Annotated in this window: 3 protein-coding genes; 2 read left to right on the top strand and 1 reads right to left on the bottom strand. The window is 69.8% G+C overall.

Annotated features, from left to right (window positions below; translation table 11 throughout):
* Window positions 1–688 (top strand): tRNA dihydrouridine synthase (locus ACHFFZ_RS07220; protein WP_394275974.1); only part of this gene is annotated, 688 nt, incomplete at its 5' end.
* A gap of 125 nt (window positions 689–813) precedes the next feature.
* A complete protein-coding gene (locus ACHFFZ_RS07225) occupies window positions 814–1,881 on the top strand; it encodes an HD domain-containing protein (RefSeq protein WP_394275976.1) in 1,068 nt (355 codons plus the stop codon).
* 18 nt (window positions 1,882–1,899) lie between these two features.
* On the opposite strand, the gene ACHFFZ_RS07230 is transcribed toward ACHFFZ_RS07225, so the two are convergent.
* A complete protein-coding gene (locus ACHFFZ_RS07230) occupies window positions 1,900–3,102 on the bottom strand; it encodes a cation:proton antiporter (protein WP_394275975.1) in 1,203 nt (400 codons plus the stop codon).
* Window positions 3,103–3,496: the final 394 nt, after the last annotated feature.

Genomic DNA, 3,496 nt, shown 5'->3' on the forward strand with positions numbered 1-3,496 from the left:
CCGCATCGGCATCGACGACGACCACCACACCTTCCTCGACGCGGGCCGGATCGCCCAGGAGGAAGGCATCGCCGCGATCTGCCTGCACGCCCGCACCGTCGCCGACGCCTACTCCGGCGAGGCCAAGTGGGACCACATCTCACGCCTGGTCGAGCACGTCGACATCCCCGTGCTGGGCAATGGCGACATCTGGGAGGCGGCCGACGCGCTGCGCATGATGGAGCAGACCGGAGCCGCCGGCGTCGAGGTCGGCCGCGGCTGCCTCGGGCGGCCCTGGCTCTTCCGCGACCTGGCCGATGCCTTCGCCGGACGCGAGACGCAGGTGCGGCCGTCGCTGGGCGAGGTCGCCACCATGGTGCGCCGCCACGGCGAACTGCTCGCCGAGATCATGGGGGAGCGCCACGGACTCACCGACCTGCGCAAGCACATGGCCTGGTACTTCAAGGGCTTCCCGGTGGGCGGGGAACTGCGCCACCAGCTCGCCATGATCAGCGACTTCGAGACCTTCGACGCCCTGCTGACCCAGCTGGACCACGACGCGCCCTTCCCCGAGATGGAACTGGGCAAGCCCCGTGGCCGCCAGGGCACGCCGCGCGCGAAGGTGATCGTTCCCTACGGCTGGTATGACGACACCTCGGGCCTCGACGTCGAGATCAGCGAGGACGAGTCCGACACCTCAGGAGGCTAGGCATGTGCAACCAGTGCGACGCGAGCATCCCCGAACCCGCGGCCCCGGCCGACGGGCCCGAGTCGGTGCAGGCAGAAGCGACACAGCCCGAGGTGATGCCCCGGGCCGTCGCCTGGGCCCAGACCATGCACGGCCACGAGAACGACGACGTCGTGCTGGCCCATGCCGACTCCCACGCCACGATGCAGACCGGGGCGGTGATCGGTCGTGAGGCACGCGAGGAGCGCGAGGCCCTGCTGCTGCGTCCCGGCGCAACCCTCTCGCATGGCGCGGGCAATCGCGCCATCGAGGAGGAACCGGATGCCGAACGCACCTGCTTCGAGCGCGACCGGGACCGGATCGTCCACTCGCCGGCCTTTCGCCGGCTGGCCGGCAAGACGCAGGTGGTGGTCTACCCGACCGACCACCAGCGCACCCGCCTGACCCACGCGCTGGAGGTGGCCCAGGTGGCCACCTCGATCGCCCGCGGCGTCGGCACCAATGTCGCCCTGGCAGACGCCATCGCGCTGGGCCACGACTGCGGCCACGGGCCCGGCGGCCATGCCTCGGAGGACGCCTTCGATGCCTTCATCCCCGAGGGCTATGACCACGGCCCCTGGGGGGCCAATGTGGTGCTGACCAGCCTGAACCTGTGCACCGAGACCCTCGACGGCATCCGCAACCACTCCTGGAGCCGGCCCGCCCCCGGCACCATCGAGGGCGAAATCGTCAGCTGGAGCGACCGCATCGCCTACTGCGCCCACGACCTGGAGGATGCGATCCACGCCGGGATCGTCGAGCTGTCAGAGCTGCCCGATGACGTTGCCGCCATCGCGGGCATCGGCCGGCGCGCCCAGCTGGGCACCTTCATCCGGGCCGTGGTGGACACCACCAATGCCACCGGGCGGGTCGGCATGGACGCCGAGACGGCCTCGGCCCTGGCTTCGCTGCGACGCTTCAACTACGACCGCATCTACACCCGACCGGACTCGGTGGCGCAGAGCCATGCCGTGGTGGAGGTGCTGCGTGGTCTGGTCGAACGCTACGTGGCACGCCCCGAGCTGATGCCCGCCGACTATCGCTGGGATGACCTCACCCGCGGTGCCGTCACCTATGTGGGCGGCATGACCGACCGCTTCGCCTTCACCCAGGCCGAGGACCTGCTGGGCTGGACCAAGGACCGCCTTCCCCGCGGTATCGGACGGGGCGCCTGAGGTGCTCGTGCCGCCGTCTCAGCGCCGGCCGGGGGCGGCAGCTCGCTGGGCGAGGTAGGGGAATACCAGGACCGTCACGGCCCCGCCGGTCACCAGCGTCGACGCCAGCGTGGCGCTGATCAGCTCCGACGCGGCGGCGATCTGGGTGACGGCAACGATGATCGGCAGGCCGGTGGCGGCGTACAGCCCCAGGCCCACCTGCTCGCCACGGGTCTCAAGACCAGAGGCGGTGGTGCACCAGCGCTCCCGCAGGACCACCGGCAGCCCTCGCACGAGGACCACGACGGCGACGAAGCCCAGCAGCAGCGGCCACTGCTCGAGGACGGCGGCGAAGTCGATGCCCATGCCACTGGTGACGAAGAAGACCGGGATGAGCAGGCTGAAGCCGACGATCTCCACCTTGTGCATCACTTCGGCGGCGTGGTCCGGAGAGGCCGAGGTGAGCGCCGCCTTGAGCAGCATTCCTGCGCACAGCGCTCCCAGCGCGACGTCCAGCTCAAGTACCGCCGACAGCAGCATCAGGCTGACCAGGACCCAGATGGTGAGCCGCAGTGTGGTCTGCATGGTGGAGTTGGAGGCGGCACCGATCGCCCGCGACAGCAAGGGGATGCGTCGGAAGATGCGCGCCGGTACACCCACCGTGCCCACCGCGATCACAGCGAACAGCAGCAGGACGGCACTCGACTGCCAGGTGCCGCGGGTGGACAGGAGCAGGGACATGGCGACGATCGGCAGCAGCTCCCCGACGGCGCCGTGCACCATCACGGCGCGTCCCAGTGGGGTGCCCATGGCCCCCGAGTCCTTGAGGATGGGGAGCAGGGTGCCGAGGGCCGTGGAGGTCGAGGCAATGGCGAAGACGACTGCCACGTGCCAGTCGCTCCGGAAGACCATCATTCCGGCAGCGGCCCCGAGCCCGGCGCACAGCATCCACGTGACCGCGGCGCGCCTCCCCTGCACACCTCGAAGGTCATATGTGTTGATCTCGAAACCGGCCAGCAAGAAGAGGAAGCCCATGCCGAGCTCGCGCAGGAAGTCCACAGCTGCGGTCCGCTCGGCCAGCGCGAGGGCGTGGGGTCCGATGAGCACCCCGAGCCCCAGCAGCCAGACCACGTCGGGGATCACCCGGCGAGAGGTGATCGCGAGCACCGGCGCGAGAGCGGCCGCGAGGGCGATCCACCAGATGGGCAGGAGATTGTCGACCAGCAGGTGCGGGTCAGCCATGGAGCCCCTTTCATGTCTGGGCGGCGTCCCGGGTGTGTCGAGGACGCCGGCGTCACTTTGCCAGTCCAGTCGATGTCTTGACGAGAATGTCCCCGGACGGGGAGGTGTCTGACGATCATCAGAGTCTCCACCAAACCTCAAGGCCGTGCTGGTGCCGGTGCGCCGAACGCTGTCAGAATCATGGGCGCACGCCGCGCGGCGTGCGGCGCGAGCGCCCGGGGAGGTGAGGTGCCATGGCGGCAGGCAAGAACCACGGCTCCGACTGGAGCATCGTCGTGGTGCTGCTCATCTGCGTCATCACCGGCATCATCCAAGGCGCCCGCGGCATGGTGCGCCACATCGACCCCTCCGAGATCGGCGCGGCCAGCTCCTCGGTGCTCAGCGTCGACAATGC

Origin of the sequence: Luteococcus sp. (assembly GCF_043424415.1) — a bacterium.
Lineage (GTDB): Bacteria > Actinomycetota > Actinomycetes > Propionibacteriales > Propionibacteriaceae > Luteococcus.